A 16,683-nucleotide genomic window follows, 5' to 3' on the forward strand; every position below is an offset into this window, starting at 1 on the left:
AACCCGTGCCTCACCTTCCCCGGCGCCGCAGATCAACGGCCGCCGCGACACTGGCCGTTGTGGCCGCCTCCCTGCTGACCGCGACCGGCGCCTCCGCACCCGCGTCCGCCGCCATCCTGCCCACCGGCAATGTCACCCTGCTCAACGCGGCGAGCGGCAAGTGTGTGGACGCCAAGGCCGCCGCCACCGCCGACGGCACCGTCGTCCAGCAGTACACGTGCAACAACACCACCGCCCAGCAGTGGAGTCTCACCGCCACCAGCGGCGGCTACGTCCGGATCGGCAACGCCAACAACACGAACGAGGTCCTGGACGTCACCGACGTCTCCACGGCCGACAGCGCGCCGGTCCAGCTGTGGACCTACGGCGGCGGCAACAACCAGCAGTGGCTGCCCGTCGACGACGGCGGCGGCGCCTACCACTTCGTCAACCGCAACAGCGGCAAGTGCCTCGACGACCCCGGCGCCTCGACCGCCGACAGCGTGCGGTTCGCGCAGTACACCTGCAACGGCACCGACGCCCAGCGCTTCCAGGTCGTCCCGGTGACCCAGTCGGGCAACCCGGACCTCGGCCCCAACGTGGTCGTCTTCGACCCGTCGATGTCCGCGTCGGCCATCCAGAGCAAGCTGGACTCGATCTTCCAGCAGCAGGAGACCAACCAGTTCGGCTCCCAGCGCTACGCCGTGATGTTCAAGCCGGGCGCCTACAGCGCGGACGTCAACGTCGGCTTCTACACCCAGGTGTTGGGGCTCGGCCTGACCCCGGACGCGGTGTCGGTCAACGGCGCGGTGCACGCCGAGGCCGACTGGTTCCAGGGCAACGCCACCCAGAACTTCTGGCGCGGCGCCGAGAACCTCTCCGTCAACCCGACCGGCGGCAGCGACCGTTGGGCGGTCTCGCAGGCGGCGGCCTACCGGCGGATGCACCTGCGCGGCAACCTCGCGCTGGACGACGGCGGCTGGTCCAGCGGCGGCCTGATCGCCGACAGCCAGATCAACGGGCAGGTCAACTCCGGCAGCCAGCAGCAGTGGCTGACCCGCAACTCGCAGCTCGGCAGCTGGACCGGCGCCAACTGGAACATGGTCTTCGTCGGCAGCTCGGGCGTCCCGGCCACCAGCTTCCCCAGCCCGCCCTACACCACGGTGGCACAGAGCCCGGTGACCCGTGAGAAGCCGTTCCTGTACGTCGACGGCTCCGGCACCTACCAGGTGTTCGTACCGTCCGCCCGCTCCAACTCCACCGGCACCAGCTGGAGTTCGGGATCGGCGGCCGGCACCTCGCTCTCCCTGGACAGCTTCTACGTCGTGAAGCCGGGCGCCACCGCGTCCCAGATCAACGCGGCCCTGACGGCGGGCAAGAACCTGCTGGTCACCCCGGGTGTCTACCACCTCGACCAGACCCTGCAGATCAACCGCGCCGACACCGTGGTCCTCGGCCTCGGCCTCGCCACCTTCGTCCCGGACAACGGCGTCACCGCCATGAAGGTCGCCGACGTCGACGGCGTCCAGATCGCGGGCCTGCTCTTCGACGCCGGCACCAGCAACTCCGCCACCCTGGTGGAGGTCGGCCCGAGCGGCTCCTCGGCCTCGCACGCGGCCGACCCGACCTCGCTGCACGACGTGTACTTCCGGGTCGGCGGCGCGGGTGTCGGCAAGGCGACCACGAGCCTGGTCGTCAACAGCGACAACGTCATCGGCGACCACATGTGGATCTGGCGCGCCGACCACGGCAGCGGAGTCGGCTGGACCAGCAACACCGCCGACACCGGCCTGGTCGTCAACGGCGACAACGTGACCATGTACGGCCTGTTCGTCGAGCACTTCCAGAAGTACCAGACCGTCTGGAACGGCAACGGCGGCCGGACGTACTTCTACCAGAACGAGATGCCGTACGACCCGCCCAGCCAGGCGGCCTGGATGAACGGCTCCACCCAGGGCTACGCGGCCTACAAGGTCGCCGACTCGGTCACCAGCCACCAGGCGTACGGCCTCGGCAGCTACTGCTACTTCAACGTCAACCCGAGCGTGGTCGCGGCGCACGCCATCGAGGCGCCGAACAACGCGAACGTGCGCTTCACCGACATGGTGACGGTCTCCCTCGGCGGCACCGGCACCATCACCCACGTCATCAACAACACCGGAGGCCCGTCGAACGCGTCGACCAACGTGGCGAACCTCGTCTCGTATCCGTGACCGGTGCGTGGGTGCCCCCGGCGGGGCACCCACGCTCGTCACGACGGCGTGTTGTGCCGGGGCTGTGCCGTCCGCGCGGGCGGCCGGTCCTTCGGCTCCTGGTGGTCGTTCCCGGCCCCGTGGCCGCCGCGCAGGGCGGAGGCCACGGCGGAGACCAGGGCCATGCCCGCGGCCACGCCGAACACGATGCCCAGGCCGTGGTGGAACGGGCCGGAGACCAGCTGCGGGAAGAAGGTGTGCCCGGTCAGGACGGACCGCTGGGCGCTGGTCACATGGTCGAGGACTCCCTCCGAGGCCAGCAGGTGCTGGATCGGGTTGTTGCCGAGGAACGTCGCGAACAGCGTGCTCACCGGCGGCAGCGACGCGGCGTGCGCGGCGGAGCCGGCCGGCACCCCGTGCGCCATGAGCCCGCTCTTCAGCGTCTCGGGCAATGAGGACGCCAGTCCCGAGACCATCAGCGAGAAGAACACCCCGATCGACAGCGCCGTACCGGAGTTCTGGAAGGTCGAGCGCATGCCCGAGGCGACGCCCCGGTACTCGGCCGGCACGCTGCCCATGATGGAGGACGTGTTCGGCGCGGAGAACATGCCCTGGCCGAGCCCGTTGACCAGCAGCAGCGCCGCGAACAGCCCGTAGTCGAAGTCGACGGGCAGCGCGAGCAGTCCCAGGAAGGAGAGCATGACGACCACCAGACCAGCGGTGGAGAACAGCCGGGCGCCGAACCTGTCCGACAGATAGCCGGAGACGGGGCCCGCGATGAGGAAGCCGAGGGTGAGCGGGAGCATGAAGATGCCGGCCCACAGCGGGGTGTCCTCGAAGTCGTAGCCGTGCAGCGGCAGCCAGATGCCCTGCAGCCAGATGATGAGCATGAACTGCAGCCCGCCGCGCGCGATCGCGGTCAGCAGGGCGGCGAGGTTGCCCGCGGCGAACGCCCGTACCTTGAACAGAGCCAGGTCGAACATGGGCTCGGCGACGCGCCGCTCGATGACGCAGAAGGCCAGCAGCAGGACCACGCCGCCGATCAGGCCGGTCAGCACCCACGGGTTGCCCCAGCCGGTGGCGCTGCCGCCGTAGGGCTGGATGCCGTAGGTGATGCCCGCCAGCAGGATGCCGGCGCCCGCCGCGAAGGTGAGGTTGCCCAGCCAGTCGATCCGGCCGGGGCGGGCCGCCGAGGTCTCGCGCAGGCTCAGGTACGACCAGACGGTCCCCGTGATGCTGACGGGCACGCTCACCCAGAACACGGCCCGCCAGTCGACGGCGGCGAGCAGACCGCCCGCGAGCAGCCCGAGGAACTGGCCCGCCAGCGCGGTGATCTGGTTGATGCCCAGCGCCGTGCCGCGCTGCCGGGCCGGGAAGGCGTCGGTGAGGATGGCGGCCGAGTTGGCGGTGAGCATGGACCCGCCGAAGGCCTGCACGATCCGCCACAGGATCAGCCACAGCGCCCCCGCTCCCGCCCGGAACGGATCGAGCGACAGCGCGACCGAGGCACAGGCGAAGATCAGGAAGCCGAGGTTGTAGATCCGTACCCGCCCGAACATGTCGCCGAGCCGCCCGAGGACGACGACCAGCACCGCGGACACCAGCAGATAGCCCAGGATCATCCAGAGCAGATAGCCGATGTTGCCGGGCGCGAGCGGATCGAGGCCGATGCCCCGGAAGATCGCCGGCAGCGAGATGATCACGATCGACGCGTCCATCGTGGCGATCAGCACCCCGAGTGTGGTGTTCGACAGCGCGACCCACTTGTAGCCCGGCCCGACGGGAGTGTCCTTGTGGCGGGCCGAGCGCAGGGAGCCGGGCCGCATGCGCGCGCTCACAGCCGCTCCGCCATCCGGTCCAGGAGCGGTACGGCCGCGGCGAGCGTGGACCGCTCCTCGGCGGAGAACCCGTCGAGAACGGCCGCGAGCCGCTGCACCGACTCGGAGCGCCGCTCGGCCAGCATGGCCCGCCCGTCCTCGGTGACGGCCAGGATGCTCCGCCGCCCGTCCGAGGCGTCGGGAGTACGACGGACCAGACCGCGCTGTTCCAGCTGGGCGAGGGTGCTCGCCATGGCCTGGGGCCGCACCCGCTCCAGCTCGGCGAGGGACGTCGGGGAGCCCGGGCCGTCGGCGGCGAGCCGCGACAGCACGGACACCTCCGAGACCGACACATCGCCCACGGCGTGCGCCTGCCGCAGCCGCCGTGTCACCCGCCCCACCGCGAGCCGGAAGTCGGACGCGAGCCGGGTGACGTCGTTCAGATCGCGTATACCGCCGCCATCGGCGGCCATGTCTGCCTTCACAAGTACTAACAGTAGATTTATCAGTCTGAACTGCTCAACCTCTCATAAGTAAATACGGCAATCCCTCCACCTGCCGTTCGCTGATGTCGCCGCGTGCCACCAGGGCCTCGGCGTACAGCGTGCGCACCGACAATGGCGGCGCGGGCGCGGACTACGCGGTGTCCACAGCGACGGCACGGGGCCCGTCGGGTGCACAGCGGGCCCCGGGAGGATTCAGTACCGCATCAGCTCGTGCTGCCATGCGCTCGCGGGCTGGTTGTGCAGGTCGAGGTATGCCTGGGCGAGCACTGCCGGGTCGAAGCGCGCATCGCCGCCGCCGATGTCCCTCGTGATCGTGACGCACGTCGCGTGCACACCCGTTCCCGTCAGCTGGTCGTGGAGCGTGTGCACATACGCGCGCAGTGCGGCCTTGCCGACGGACAGGGACGCGTGGTCCTTGGACGGCGACAGTGCGTAGCCGCCGCCGGTGAACAGCAGGCTCCCGCGGCCGTCACGCAGTTCGGGCAGCACGGCGTCGGCCGCGACCCTGGCGCCCAGGACGTTGACGGCCGTGACATCGGCCCAGTCCCGGTCGTCACCGCCGAGGGGGGAGTCCTTGCGCCGCACGCCGGCGTTGTACACCAGCACGTCGGGAGCGCCCAGTTCGGTGATCGCGCGACGGATCGCGGCGCGCAGGTCGTCGGGGTCGCCGGCGTCCGCGACGTAGCCGCGGACCTCCTGGCCGGCGGAGGCGAACCCGTCGGCGTAGGCGGCCAGCTTCGCCTCGTCGCGGGCGAGCATGGCGACCGGGTGTCCGGCCTGGGCGAATGTGTGCGCGATCGCGAGGCCGATGCCGGGTCCGACACCGACGATCACTGCGGTTCCGAGGGCCATGGTGGTCCTTTCAGCCGTGGTCTTACTGGTCATGGCCTCAAGGCAAGCAAAGCTGCGGCCGGTGCGGCAGGACGTGTCGAAGGGGGTACGGGCAGGCCCTCTTTAACCGCTCCACCTGTGTTTACTGTGGAGGTATGGACCAGCGCAGCCAGATTCAGGAGTTCCTGGCCTCCCGCCGGGCGCGGATCAGCCCCCAGTCGGTCGGGCTGCCCGTGGCCGGACGCAAGCGCCGGGTGCCCGGCCTGCGCCGTGAGGAGGTCGCCGCCCTGGCCGGGCTCAGCGTCGACTACTACATCCGGTTGGAGCGCGGTGCGCTCACCAACGCCTCCGACAGCGTCCTGCAGGCCATCGTCCGGGCGCTGCGACTCGACGCCGCCGAGCAGGCCCACCTGGTCGACCTGGCCCGCGCCTGCCGACCGTCCGCCGCACCCCGTCCCCGCCGCACCTCGCCCACGGCGATCGCTCCCCAGGTGCAGACGGTCCTGGACGCCCTCGTCGGCGTCCCCGCGCTGGTCCGCAACCCCGCCCTCGACATGATCGCCGCCAACTCCCTCGGCCGCGCCCTGTACAGCGTGCTCCACATCGGTGCGCGCACAGCGCCGAACCTCGCCCGGTTCACGTTCCTCGACCCCCGCGCGCGCCAGTTCTGGCGGGACTGGGACGAGGTCGCCGACGACCTCACCGCCCAGCTGCGCGCCGCCGTCGGCGTCAACCCTTCGGACCGCGCTCGCACCGATCTCGTCGGCGAACTCTCCACCCGCAGCGACACCTTCCGCGAGCTCTGGGCCCGGCACGAAGTGCGCGCCCACGGGCGGGGCACCAAACGATTCCAGCACCCGATCGTGGGCGCGCTCGAACTACGCTACGACCTCCTCCACCTCGTCGCCGAACCCGGCCTGACGATGATCACCTACACCGCCGAACCGGGCACGACCTCGCACGACAGCCTGTCGCTCCTCGCCTCCTGGGCGGCAGCTCAAGACGAGGAGGTCGACCAGAGCCGGACCACGTCCTGACGCCGTCGCCGGTCCCGCACCACCCGAACCCACCACTACGACGTGGTGGTGGCCGTGCGGTAGAACTCGGCCGCGGTGACGGTGGCGGGGACGCCGAGTTCGGCGGCGACCGCGGTGATCGCCCTGTCGCCGACGGCCAGATCGGCTTGGCCGTCGATGGTGAAATGCGGTGCGATGAACGTCTTGTAGTGAGCTCGGGCCTCGTCCGTGGTGTGCCCGCCGAGGAACGTCTGGATGTGCCGCACCGTGGTGTCGGGGTCGTTGTGGATGACCTTCAGGGCGCGCCGGTGCGCTCGGAGGACGGCCTGGACCGCGGGGCCGTCCGGGTCGGTGTGGGTGGGGTCGACGGCCAGGCCCACGGTAGGGATCCGGAAGCGGTCTCCCATCCAGGCCAGTACCTCCCAGCCGTGCTCGGCGGCCACCGCCTCCGGTGCCATGGTGCTGCCCACCAGCGCGGCGTCGATGTCGCCGTCGCGCAGTCGGCGCAGGTCCATGCGGTAGTCGCCGGGCGGGCGGACGACGGTCCTGATGTCGCGGTCCGGGTCGAGACCTGCCCTGCGCAGCACGATCCTGGTGAAGCACCCCGGCGCGGTGTGCGGGGCATGCACCGCCAGCCGCCGGCCGGCCAGGTCGGACAGGGAGGTCAGGCCGGAGCGGGCGAGGAACCAGAACAACGGCCGGTGGGTGTTGACGCTGAGCCCGACCCAGGGAGTGCCGTCGGTCAGCCGGGACAGCAGCGCCCGGCCGAGCCCGATGGTGGCGCAGCGGCGCAGCCGCTCCTCGTCCCACGTACAGCCGTCGCGCAGCGCGACGTGGACGCCCTCGTCGGCGTAGAAATCCTCCTGGTCGGCGATGTAGGCGGCCAGTTCCTCGTGCAGGCCCCGCCCGACGTAGGCGAGATCGATCGTGTGCATGAGTGCTTGTCCTTGATCGTGTCACCGCCGTGCGGCCGGGCCCGCTACGGGCACCGTGGCGTCGGCGAGGCGTCAGTACATGGCCATGCCGCCGTTGACGGCGGCCGTGGTGCCCGTCATGAACGCGTTGTCCTCGGCGGCGTAGAAGGCGACCGCCTGGGCGACGTCGGCCGGGTGTGCCAGGCGGCCCAGGGGAGTGGCCGCCACCTGCCGCTGTCTTGTGGCGTCGTCCAGCAGGTCTTCGGTGGTACGGGTCTCCACCGGACCGGGTGCGACGACGTTGACGGTGATGCCCTGTGGGCCCAGTTCGAGGGCGAGGTACCGGGCGAACTGCTCCAGGGCGGCCTTGGACGTGCCCAGCGCGATCATGCCCTCCCGGGGCCGCCGGCTGAGGCCGGTCCCGATGTAGACGATGCGCCCCCAGCCCTGTTCGGTCATGGCGGGCAGGACGGCTTTGGTGACCGTGAAGGCCGCGTGCATCTCGGCGTCGATCTTGCCGCCCAGTTCCTCCCACGTCATGTCCTGGAACGACTTGACCGCGTACGGGATCAGTGCGTTGTGCACGAGCACGTCGACGCCGCCCCATGCGGCCCCGACCCGCTCCACCAGGCTCTCGACGCCCGCCGCCTCGCGTACGTCGGCCTGGACGGCCATGGCCCGGCCACCGGCGGTCTCGATGCCGGCCACCACGTCCTCGGCCGCCTTGGCGCTGCTGAGGTAGTTGACCACCACGCGCATCCCACGTGCGGCCAGAAGGCCTGCGGTGGCCGCACCGATTCCGCTGCTGGCCCCTGTCACCAGTGCCACTCTGCCGGCCGTCCCGGTCATGGGCCCACCTCCTTTTCGTCGTCGCGGGCCGTCGGAATGACCGCCCCGAGCCGTTCGTCGGCGATCGCGGGGCCGGTGGAGCGGATCGCCCCGTCCGGTCCAGTTCGTACGGCAGCCGGGAGGTGAACAGCCGCTCCAGGGCGCCGCGGGTGATCTCACCGAGCAGCTCGGGCGGCGCCGACAGCAGTCCCCGCCGGCGCAGCATCGGATCCCCGCCGCGCCCCGTGACGAGCTGTGCCGCGCCGATCCGCCCGACCTCGGTGCCTGCCGCGACCAGGAACCGCTGGACCCGCACATCGAACGGCTGGCCCTCCGCGTCCCCGGCCGACGTCACCAGTGTGCGCCCCACCGCCGCGAACGGCCGGTCCAGCACGGCGGCCAGCAGGCTGAGCGTGTCCGGGGCGGTGCCGCGCGCGGTGTTCGGCACGCGCCACCAGGCCGCGCCCGCGTGGACCTTGCCCTGCTCGGCGGTGATCAGCGCGGCGATTGCTCCGCGTTCCGTGTTGCGGCAGATCCGAGGGCCGGGGCGCGAAGTGCCCCCTCCCATCGCGACGTGACCAGGATCTCGGTGCGACCTCCCGGCTCCGGTCCATACTCTGACCGCGAATAGTCTGCGAAATTCGACCGGCGACCTGTCAGGAAAATCAGCAAGCGGTCAGTCCAAATCCACCCTCAGCGGCGGCCGTTAGGTGGAGAACGGCCCGTTATAAGCTGAGTGAACAGCCCTTGACCTGCACAAAGCAGGCAGGGAGCGAATTCCGGGAGTTCTGAATGCTTCGTACTCTGTTCAAGTCCAAGATCCATCGAGCCACCGTCACCCAGGCCGACCTGCACTACGTGGGATCGGTGACCATCGACGCCGACCTGCTCGACGCCGCCGATCTGCTCCCCGGCGAGCTGGTCCACATCGTCGACATCACCAACGGCGCCCGGCTGGAGACGTACGTCATCGAGGGCGAGCGGGGCTCGGGTGTCGTCGGGATCAACGGGGCGGCCGCCCATCTCGTCCACCCCGGCGACCTTGTGATCATCATCAGCTACGCTCAGGTCACCGACGCCGAGGCGCGTACGCTTCGGCCGCGGGTCGTGCACGTCGACCACGACAACCGGGTCGTGGCCCTCGGCGCCGACCCCTCCGAGCCGGTACCGGGCTCGGACCAGGAACGCAGCCCGCAGGCCGTGTCGGCCTGACCGGCGGACCAGGAGGGCGACATGAGCGACATCGAGATCCGCGACGACCGGGCGGCGGGCCGCCTGGAGGCGGTCGCCGGCGGCGAGGTCGTCGGTCACGTCGAGTACTTCGTGCTTGAGTCGCCCTCCCCGGCCCTCGTCCCGGTCCACACGATCGTGGAGCCGGAGCACGAGGGGAAGGGCATCGCGGGCTCCCTCGCCCGCGAGCTGTACGCCATCGCCGAGCGCGAGGCCACCCCGGTGGCCCCGCTCTGCCCCTACGTCGTCAGGTGGGCCGAGCGCCACCCCGACGTGGCCCCCACCCCCGACCCCGAGCTGCTGCGCGCGGCGAAGGAGTGGCTGGTGGCCCACCCCGGCCGCTTCTGAGGACACCGATGGCTCTCGCTCTCCTCCACACCTCACCCCTCCACGTCCCGGTCTTCGACGCCCTGCGCGACCAGGACCACCCGGGCGTGGAGCTGCGGCACGTGGTGGCACCGGAACTCCCTGGCCCGGGCCCGCCGGGAGGGCCCCGAGGCGGTGGCAGCGGACGTCACGGCAGCCCTGCGGCGGGCGGCGGCGGACGGTGTACGAGCCGTGCTCTGCACCTGCTCGACGATCGGGGAGGTCGCCGAGCGGGCCGCCGGCGAGCTGGCCGTACCGGTCGTCCGGGGTGACCGCCCGATGGCGGCGGCGGCCGTGGCGGCGGGCCCCCGCATCGCCGTACTGGCGACGGTCGAGAGCACCCTGGCCCCCACCCTGGCCCTGATCGAGGACGAGGCGCACCGCGCCGACCGCGCGATCCGCGCCCGCGCCCATGTGGTGGCCGACGCCTGGGACCGCTTCGAGGCCGGTGACCTCGCGAGCTGCGCCCGTCTGGTCGCGGCCGCGGCGGACGCCGTGACCGACGCCGATGTGATCGTCCTGGCCCAGGCCTCCATGACCCCGGCGCAGTACCTGACGACCACGACCGTCCCGGTCCTGTCCAGCCCGCGCCCGGGCCTCGCGGCGGCGGTCCGCGCCGGCTGACGGCCACCCGGGTGAGTGCGCGGGCGCCGGTCGGGTAGGTGGGGCAGTAGGAACCCAGAGGCGATGTCCAGCCACTGGCCGGAGGACACCATGACGACCCCACACCCCCCGGACCCCTACCCCAGCCCGGTACCCACCCCTCAACCACCCCCGGGCCCCGAACCGACCCCCACCCCATCACCCCCGGGCCCGGCCCCCACCCCACAACCCCCGGACCCCTCACCGTCCCCGATCCCCCCGGGCCCGGAACCAACACCGAACCCCGACCCGGGCCCACCCCTCACCCAACAAAAAACCCGCTGAAAACGCCCCAAAGAGGCGCGGGGAACCGCGCAATTTCCCACGACGCACCCGCACCCGACGGACGTCCTGGGCCCCGCACCGCCAGTGGCGCGGGGAACTGCGCGAAATCCCACGACGCACCCGCACCCGACCGACGGCCCAGGCCCGCACTCTCCGGGGGCGCGGGGAACTGCGCGAAAACCCACGACGCACCGGCACCCGGCCGACGTCCTCAGGCCCGCACCGCCAGGGGCGCGGGGAACTGTGCGAACCCGCAGCTCACCCGCACCTGACCGACGAGCTCAGCAACCGCTACGCCGTGACCTCACTCCGGTCCCCGCCCCACAGCGTGTGGAACGAGCCCTCCCGGTCCGTCCTCCGGTACGTGTGCGCCCCGAAGAAGTCCCGCTGCCCCTGCGTGAGCGCCGCAGGCAACCGCTCGGCCCGCAGCGCGTCGTAGTACGCCAGCGCCGCCGAGAACCCGGGCACCGCCACACCCTGCCGGGTCGCCGCGATGATCACCTCGCGCCAGTCGTCCTGCGCCCCCGCGATCTCCCGCGCGAACGTCTCGTCGGACAGCAGGCTCGGCAGGTCGGCGCGTGCGTCGTACGCCGCGCGGATCCGGTCGAGGAACGCCGCCCGGATGATGCAGCCGCCCCGCCAGATCGACGAGACGGCCCCGAGGTCGATGTTCCAGTCGTACTCGTCGCTGCCCGCCTGGATCTCGTGGAAGCCCTGCGTGTACGACACGATCTTCGACGCGTACAGCGCCTGCTCCACCCGGTCCGCGAACGCCGCCGCCTCCGACTCGGACAGCGCCGCCGGCTTCGGCCCGGCCAGCCCGCGGGACGCCGCCCGCAGATCCGCGTGGCCCGACAGGGACCGCGCGAAGACCGCCTCGGCGATGCCCGACACCGGCACACCCAGGTCGAGCGCGATCTGGACCGTCCAGCGGCCGGTGCCCTTCTGCTCCGCCTGGTCCACCACCACGTCCACGAACGGCTTGCCGGTCGCCGCGTCGACGTGCGCCAGCACCTCCGCCGTGATCTCGATCAGGTACGAGTCGAGCCGGCCCGTGTTCCACGTACGGAAGATGTCCGCGATCTGCGCGGGGGAGTACCCGGCGACATCGCGCAGCAACTGGTACGCCTCGCCGATCAACTGCATGTCGGCGTACTCGATGCCGTTGTGCACCATCTTCACGAAGTGCCCGGCACCGTCGGGGCCCACGTGCGTCACGCAGGGCGCGCCGTCCGCCGCCGCCTTCGCCGAGATCTTCTCCAGCATCGGGCCCAGCGAGTCGTACGACTCCTTCGGCCCGCCCGGCATGATGCTCGGCCCGTGCAGCGCGCCCTCCTCACCGCCGGAGACGCCCATGCCGACGAAGTGGATGCCCTGCTCGCGCAGCGCCTTCTCCCGGCGTCGGGTGTCCGCGAAGTGCGCGTTGCCGCCGTCGATGATCATGTCGCCGGGTTCGAGCAGCGGTGCGAACTCCTCGATCACCGCGTCCGTCGGACCACCGGCCTTGACCATGATGACCAGCCGGCGGGGCCGTTCCAGCGCCTCGACGAACTCCTTGGCGGTCTCGGCCGCGATGAAGTCGCCCTCGTCCCCGAAGTTCTCCACCAGCTCCTGTGTCTTGGACACCGTGCGGTTGTGCAACGCCACCGTGTAGCCGTTGCGTGCGAAGTTCCGGGCGAGGTTGCGGCCCATGACCGCGAGACCCGTGACGCCGATCTGCGCCGAAGTGCTCATACCGCCTGCTCCTCAAAGATGGTCGATCTGTACAACCTGAGCGGGATGCTGCTGCCAACGTCCGCCAGTATTGCCCACGGCCATCCTGACGTGCCGTTCGACCGGCCGCACATCCGCTCCGCGCTCGGCGGGGTTGTACAGGCACATACGGTTCTCGCGGTGCGTTTGGCTCACCGGGGCGGCGGGTTCCTGATCGGGTACCGGCACCCCGGTTCGCCCCGCATCTGATGCTGACGGACCGTCAACTCCAGTCCCTCTGGGAGGTTCAAGGGGCGGCGCGGATGTACGGCGGCGAAAGAGGCGGCTGATTGCCGTCTTGTCATGGCCTGTTCGGGGCGCTTACTTTTGGCCTTCCTGACGCGCGTGGCGAGGGGGGCTTCAGACATGGCCGAACGCGGCCGGCACCGCCGGTACCAGCCGAACAGGATCAACCGCGCCTCGCTCACCGTCACCGCGGGGGGCGCCGGGCTGGCGATCCCGCTCGCCGCCGCCGGGAGCGCCGACGCGGCCTCCGTGTCCACCTGGGACAAGGTCGCCGCCTGCGAGTCCAGCGGCGACTGGGGCATCGACACCGGCAACGGCTTCTACGGCGGGCTCCAGTTCACTCAGTCCACCTGGGAGGCCTACGGCGGCACCGGATACGCGCCGCGCGCCGATCTCGCCACCAAGGACGAGCAGATAGCCGTGGCCGAGAAGGTCCTCGAAGGGCAGGGGCCGGGTGCCTGGCCCGTCTGCTCGGTGCGGGCCGGGCTCACCCGCGGCGGCGACACGCCCGACGTGCACACCGAGAGCACCCGCACCCGCCCGGCCAAGAGCTCCGTACGGGACGTACAGCCGCACACCACGCCGCAGTCGCGGGCCGGCAAGGCCCAGATGTACACGGTCGTGCGCGGCGACACGCTCTCCGGGATCGCCGACGAACACGATGTCAGCGGCGGCTGGCACCGGCTCTACGCGGCCAACCGCGCCACGGTCGGCTCCGACCCCGACCTGATCCTGCCGGGGCAGCGGCTGAGCCTGACCGGCAAGGCCGCGAAGGCCGAGTCGGCGGCGAAGAAGGCCGCCGCGAAGACGAAGGCCAAGGCGAAGACCAAGGAGAAGACCGAGGCGAAGAAGGCCTCCACGCACTCCGGGCACACGCTCGTCGCCCCGGTCGACGCGCCCATCGGCACGCCGTACCACGCGACCGGCTCGCACTGGTCGAAGGGCTACCACACCGGTGTCGACTTCCTCGTGCCCACCGGGACCTCCGTCAAGGCGGTGGAGGCCGGGGAGGTCGTGACCGCGGGCTGGGGCGGCTCGTACGGCTACCAGGTGGTGATCCGGCACGCCGACGGCCGTTACAGCCAGTACGCCCATCTGTCGGCGATCTCCGTGCGGGCCGGGCAGAGCGTGTCCACGGGCCAGCGGATCGGCCGTTCGGGCTCCACCGGGAACGCCACGGGCCCCCACCTGCACTTCGAGATACGGACAGGTCCCGGATTCGGCACGGACATCGATCCGATCGCCTATCTCCGGGCGGGCGGCGTCACGGTCTGACCGCGGATCGCCTTCCGGCGGCGGTGCAGCCTCCGACCGCCGCCCCCTGCCCCGACGAGACGTCAGAATCCCGCCGCCCCACCCCGACCGGAGCGTGGCGCCGGGATCCGACCGTGGCCTCCCGGCGGGGCGTGCCGTCGGGATACTGCCATTACGGCCCGGCGCGGCAGGGAGATCAGATTTTCGCCTCGCGTTCCCGCTCCGGCGAGGTGTGGTTCGGTGTCAGCATCTCGTCGGCACGCCGCCGGCTCGGCGCGGGATCCTGCCGTTTCGGCTCGGCCCGGTGTGGCGTCGGGATCAGATTTTCGCCTCGCGTTCCCGCTCCGGCGAGGTGTGGTTCGGTGTCAGCATCTCGTCGGCACGCCGCCGGCTCGGCGCGGGATCCTGCTGTTTCGGCTCGGCCCGGTGTGGCGTCGGGATCAGATTTTCGCCTCGCGCTCCCGCTCCGGCGAGGTGTGGCCCGGCGTCGGCTTTCCGCCGTCACGCCTCCGGCCCGGCGCCCGGAACCGGACTTCGCGCCCCCCGCTGGGCGAAGCGTGCGGGGCCGGCCTTCGCGCCACGCTCGGCGGAGCGCGAGGGGCCGGCCTCTGTCCTCCGGGGCGGTCCGTCCGGGGTCAGGACTTGACCCTCGTGCGGTGTCGGTCGAGGAGCGGGGCGTGGACGTAGTCGGCTGCAGGTAGCAGTACCTCGGCCATCTCCGCCGCGGACGCGGTCCGTTGCTGGGGCATCTCGATCCGTGCCGGGCGCGCCTCGCCGTCCGTCGCCGCTTCGGCGAGCGCGCCGTCCTCCGCCGCACGGGCCTCCGGCAACCGGACCCCGGCCGCATCCGCATCCGCGTCCGCGAGCCCGGCCTTCGCCAGGCCCGCCTCCGCCAGTTCGACCAGCGCCTCCACCAGCGGCTCGGGCGAGGGCTCGGCCACGGGCCGCTCCGGCACCGGCTCCGGCTCCGCCGGATGCGGCGTGCGTTCCATGCGCTCGGTCGTCAGCAGGATCAGGCCGCCCGCCGCCACCACACCGCAGCCCAGCGCCAGCAGCGTGCCCGTGGCGCCGTAGCGGAACGTCTCGCCGAACATCGTGATGCCGACCGCGGCGGCCAGCACGGGGTTGACCACCGTCAGTGTGGCCAGCGGTGCGGCGAGGCCGCCGCCGCGGTAGGCGGCCTGGGATATGAGGACGCCCGCGACGGCGTAGGCGCCGATCACGCTCAGCCAGAGCACGTCCGCCGTGGCGATCCCGCCGTCCCAGTCGATCGCCACGACCTTGGTGAACACCGAGGACATGCCGAAGGCTATGCCGGACGCGGTGGCGAGCAGCACGCTGCGCACCGCCGGGTGCCGGTGCGCGGCCCGGCCCGCGATCATCAGCGCGACGACCGCCCCGCCGGTGACCAGCGTGACCCCGATCCGCCCGGCGGAGTCGAGGGAGTGCGCGTCGGAGGAGCCGACCAGGGAGAGCAGACCGGCCAGACCCACGGTGGCCATGATCGCGCCCCGCCAGGCGGTGGCCCCCGCCCTGCGGCCCACGAACAGGGCCGCCATGGGCAGCGCGAACACGATGGTGAGCGCGCCCAGAGGCTGGACCAGGCTCAGCGGGCCGTAGGCCAGCGCCACGACGTGCAGCAGGCCGCCGAGGCCGTTGAGCGCCATCGCGCCCCACCAGCTCGGGCGGCGCAGCGGCGCGTACTGCTCGTCGGGGGAGGAGACCGCGACCTGCTCCTGCACGATCGCTCCGCCGGCGTAGGCGACGGCGGAGACGAAGGACAGCAGCACGGACAACGCGAGGGCGCTCATGTACGGCTCCTCTGCGTCGGGCCGGACCTGTTGGTCCCGCGCGGTGATGGGTCGGCTTCCATGACCAACACTCTGCCGTTCCGGGTGCTTCCCGTCGTCGTACCTGAGCACCCAATGCGTCGTACTGCCGATGGAGTACTGAGGGACCCCGATCATCCCCAGGGTGGGTGACGCAGGGTGGAGGAGCAGGCGGCCGGAATCCCAAGAACCCTGGTACTACTGCTGTCCGTGGACCTGGACCCCGAACTCGCCGCGCTCCGCCCGCTCGGCGGCTTCTTCGTCCTGCGGACGGTCCGGTCGACGGCCGGGGATCCCGGGGCGGCGCGGATCGACGAGCTGCCGAGTCTCGAAAAGGCTTACGAAAAGGCCGGATCGGACGCTCCCCGAGATGTTCTGGCCTTCCGCGTGGAGTCGGTGGGGGAGCGTCTGCGTGCTCCCGAACCCCGGGTCGCCGCCTCCATCGCCCAGCAGGCGCTGGCCGCCCGGCTCTGGTCCGTCGCCCTCGGCTGCGCCGTTCGCTACGGCCGCCTGCCCGATCTCGACCCCCGCCTGCTGCGCTGGGACACGGGCGCCACCGCCCCGGACGACCTCTGGCTCACCGAGGTGCGCCCGCTGCCCGGCGGCGCCGACCCGGCCACGGTCGCGGACGCCGTCGTACACGGCCATCTCCAACCCCTGGGGGAGGCCCTGCGGGCCCGCTACGGCATCGCCGCCGGGCTGCTGTGGGGCAACGCGGGCTCCGCGCTGGCCGGAGCCGCCCGGGAACTGGAGCGCTGGGCGCGCGCCAACGGCCGTACCGAGGTGGCCCACCGCACCCGCACTCTCACCGCCGCACTCTTCACGCACCCCCTGCTGAGCGCCACCGGCATCCGCACCGGCCCGTCCTTCCGGCGCCGCAGCTGCTGCCTGTACTACCGCGTTCCCGGCGGCGGGGTCTGCGGTGACTGTTGTTTCACACAACCACCGCGCTCTTCCCCAGGCGCCGCATCTGGGTGACCATGGACCAACCGGGTG

At 71.7% G+C, this 16,683-nt stretch carries 14 protein-coding genes and 1 pseudogene; 8 read left to right on the forward strand and 7 right to left on the reverse strand.

Annotation, left to right across the window (positions count from 1 at the left end; all coding sequences use genetic code 11):
• Positions 1 to 5: 5 nt before the first annotated feature.
• A complete protein-coding gene (locus AB0D85_RS14695; protein ID WP_362318968.1) occupies positions 6 to 2,192 on the forward strand; it encodes an RICIN domain-containing protein in 2,187 nt (728 codons plus the stop codon).
• Between the two features lie 38 nt (positions 2,193 to 2,230).
• Here the strand turns inward: AB0D85_RS14695 and AB0D85_RS14700 are convergent, their stop codons facing one another.
• The 3 genes from AB0D85_RS14700 to AB0D85_RS14710 form a co-directional block, all read right to left on the reverse strand.
• On the reverse strand, positions 2,231 to 3,997 hold the full coding sequence (locus AB0D85_RS14700) for an MFS transporter (protein WP_362319289.1): 1,767 nt from the start codon (positions 3,995 to 3,997) through the stop codon (positions 2,231 to 2,233).
• An 8-nt stretch (positions 3,998 to 4,005) separates the two neighbouring features.
• On the reverse strand, positions 4,006 to 4,461 hold the full coding sequence (locus tag AB0D85_RS14705; RefSeq protein WP_362318970.1) for a MarR family transcriptional regulator: 456 nt from the start codon (positions 4,459 to 4,461) through the stop codon (positions 4,006 to 4,008).
• 225 nt (positions 4,462 to 4,686) lie between these two features.
• The gene (locus AB0D85_RS14710; RefSeq protein WP_362318973.1) at positions 4,687 to 5,379 is read right to left on the reverse strand and encodes an SDR family NAD(P)-dependent oxidoreductase; all 693 of its coding nucleotides are present in this window, start codon (positions 5,377 to 5,379) and stop codon (positions 4,687 to 4,689) included.
• Positions 5,380 to 5,480: 101 nt separating this feature from the next.
• Here AB0D85_RS14710 and AB0D85_RS14715 point away from each other — a divergent pair, with 101 nt between their 5' ends.
• Positions 5,481 to 6,362: a helix-turn-helix domain-containing protein gene (locus AB0D85_RS14715; RefSeq protein ID WP_362318976.1), complete on the forward strand. Its 882-nt coding sequence runs from the start codon at positions 5,481 to 5,483 to the stop codon at positions 6,360 to 6,362.
• A 35-nt stretch (positions 6,363 to 6,397) separates the two neighbouring features.
• Here the strand turns inward: AB0D85_RS14715 and AB0D85_RS14720 are convergent, their stop codons facing one another.
• Both AB0D85_RS14720 and AB0D85_RS14725 read right to left on the reverse strand, forming a co-directional pair.
• Positions 6,398 to 7,276, reverse strand: coding sequence for an ABC transporter substrate-binding protein (locus tag AB0D85_RS14720; protein WP_362318979.1), 879 nt, complete (start codon positions 7,274 to 7,276; stop codon positions 6,398 to 6,400).
• A gap of 72 nt (positions 7,277 to 7,348) precedes the next feature.
• Positions 7,349 to 8,104, reverse strand: coding sequence for an SDR family oxidoreductase (locus AB0D85_RS14725; RefSeq protein WP_362318982.1), 756 nt, complete (start codon positions 8,102 to 8,104; stop codon positions 7,349 to 7,351).
• 771 nt (positions 8,105 to 8,875) lie between these two features.
• Here AB0D85_RS14725 and panD point away from each other — a divergent pair.
• The 3 genes and pseudogenes from panD (at position 8,876) to AB0D85_RS14740 (ending at position 10,303) form a co-directional block, all read left to right on the forward strand.
• On the forward strand, positions 8,876 to 9,295 hold the full coding sequence (gene panD / locus AB0D85_RS14730; RefSeq protein ID WP_351489859.1) for an aspartate 1-decarboxylase: 420 nt from the start codon (positions 8,876 to 8,878) through the stop codon (positions 9,293 to 9,295).
• 21 nt (positions 9,296 to 9,316) lie between these two features.
• Positions 9,317 to 9,661, forward strand: a complete 345-nt coding sequence (locus AB0D85_RS14735) for a GNAT family N-acetyltransferase (protein WP_362318986.1) — start codon at positions 9,317 to 9,319, stop codon at positions 9,659 to 9,661.
• Between the two features lie 8 nt (positions 9,662 to 9,669).
• Positions 9,670 to 10,303: pseudogene (locus AB0D85_RS14740) on the forward strand (aspartate/glutamate racemase family protein).
• A 594-nt stretch (positions 10,304 to 10,897) separates the two neighbouring features.
• Here the strand turns inward: AB0D85_RS14740 and gndA are convergent.
• Positions 10,898 to 12,340: an NADP-dependent phosphogluconate dehydrogenase gene (gndA, locus tag AB0D85_RS14745; RefSeq protein ID WP_362318988.1), complete on the reverse strand. Its 1,443-nt coding sequence runs from the start codon at positions 12,338 to 12,340 to the stop codon at positions 10,898 to 10,900.
• Positions 12,341 to 12,358: 18 nt separating this feature from the next.
• Here gndA and AB0D85_RS14750 point away from each other — a divergent pair, with 18 nt between their 5' ends.
• Both AB0D85_RS14750 and AB0D85_RS14755 read left to right on the forward strand, forming a co-directional pair.
• Positions 12,359 to 12,568, forward strand: coding sequence for a hypothetical protein (locus tag AB0D85_RS14750; protein ID WP_362318991.1), 210 nt, complete (start codon positions 12,359 to 12,361; stop codon positions 12,566 to 12,568).
• Positions 12,569 to 12,724: 156 nt separating this feature from the next.
• On the forward strand, positions 12,725 to 13,879 hold the full coding sequence (locus AB0D85_RS14755) for a transglycosylase family protein (protein WP_362318994.1): 1,155 nt from the start codon (positions 12,725 to 12,727) through the stop codon (positions 13,877 to 13,879).
• Between the two features lie 614 nt (positions 13,880 to 14,493).
• Here AB0D85_RS14755 and AB0D85_RS14760 read toward each other — a convergent pair.
• Positions 14,494 to 15,669 carry a DMT family transporter gene (locus AB0D85_RS14760; protein ID WP_362318997.1) on the reverse strand — a complete coding sequence of 392 codons (1,176 nt, stop codon included), beginning with the start codon at positions 15,667 to 15,669 and terminating at the stop codon, positions 14,494 to 14,496.
• 228 nt (positions 15,670 to 15,897) lie between these two features.
• Between AB0D85_RS14760 and AB0D85_RS14765 the strand changes: the two genes are divergently transcribed.
• Complete coding sequence (locus tag AB0D85_RS14765; RefSeq protein WP_362319292.1) at positions 15,898 to 16,665, forward strand: (2Fe-2S)-binding protein; 768 nt, start codon at positions 15,898 to 15,900, stop codon at positions 16,663 to 16,665.
• Positions 16,666 to 16,683 lie beyond the last annotated feature (18 nt).

It is taken from the genome of Streptomyces sp. NPDC048277 (genome assembly GCF_040652235.1).
In the GTDB taxonomy this organism is placed as follows: Bacteria; Actinomycetota; Actinomycetes; order Streptomycetales; family Streptomycetaceae; genus Streptomyces.